The 880-nt window shown below is 62.4% G+C and carries 1 protein-coding gene and 1 pseudogene; both read right to left on the reverse strand.

From position 1 onward, the window contains the following. Positions 1 to 646: IS21-like element ISSpu5 family helper ATPase IstB (gene istB, locus Q669_RS01210; protein ID WP_022990927.1), on the reverse strand; the 646-nt coding region annotated here is incomplete at its 3' end. 11 nt (positions 647 to 657) lie between these two features. Then, positions 658 to 880, reverse strand: a pseudogene (locus Q669_RS01215) (IS21 family transposase); the annotation flags it as partial.

Consider the following 880-nt stretch of genomic DNA (forward strand, 5'->3'; position numbering starts at 1 on the left):
CCAGAGTGGCGTCACCGATGATGCCGTGCCATTCCTCGATGGGTAATTGGCTAGTGGCGATGGTGGAGCGCCGGCCATGTCGGTCTTCCAGCACCTCCAGCAAGTCCCGCCGGTTCTCCGCGCTCAGCTTCATCAGCCCCCAGTCATCCAGGATCAGCACGTCGACCTTGGCCAGGCTGGTCAGGAGCTTTGAGTATTGGCCATCGCCCTTGGCGATGGTCAGCTCTCGTAGCAGCCGGGTCAGGCGGACGTACTGGGCGGTGTAACCCTCCCGGCAGGCCTTGTGTGCCAGAGCACAGGCCAACCAGGTTTTCCCGACGCCAGTCGGGCCGGTGATGAGCACGTTCAGGTGTTCCTTCACCCACTGGCAGCTGGCCAGACTCTGGACAAGCCCTTTATCCAGGCCCCGTGAGTTCCGGTAATCAATGTCTTCGAGGATGGCGGCGTGTCGCAGCTTGGCCCGGCGCAGGCGGCTGCTCATGCGTCGGTTGTCCCGTTCCGTCATTTCCCGGTCGACCAGCAGGCCAAGGCGCTCCTCGAAGCTCAGGTCGGTAATGTCGGGGGTGGCCGATTGATCCGCCAGGGCGGCGGCCATGCCGGTCAGTTTGAGGGCGTGGAGCTTATCCAGCGTGGGATGTTTCAGCATGTCAGGTTCCTTCAGTGGTAGTAGGCGGGGCCACGGATGTTGTCGTGTGTGTCGGGTAAGGCCAGTTCTTGTTGCTCTTCCAGGGGCTGCTCATCCAGGCGATGCTTGAGGATGGATTCGATGCTCTTGTATCGGCAGCTGCCCAGCATCAGGGCGCGTTGGCAGGCACGTTCTAATCGTGCCTCGCCGTAGCTCTGGCCCAGCCGGAGAATGCCCAGACAGGACCGATAGGCC

This window comes from Marinobacter sp. C1S70 (assembly GCF_000475355.1).
Classification (GTDB): domain Bacteria; phylum Pseudomonadota; class Gammaproteobacteria; order Pseudomonadales; family Oleiphilaceae; genus Marinobacter; species Marinobacter nauticus.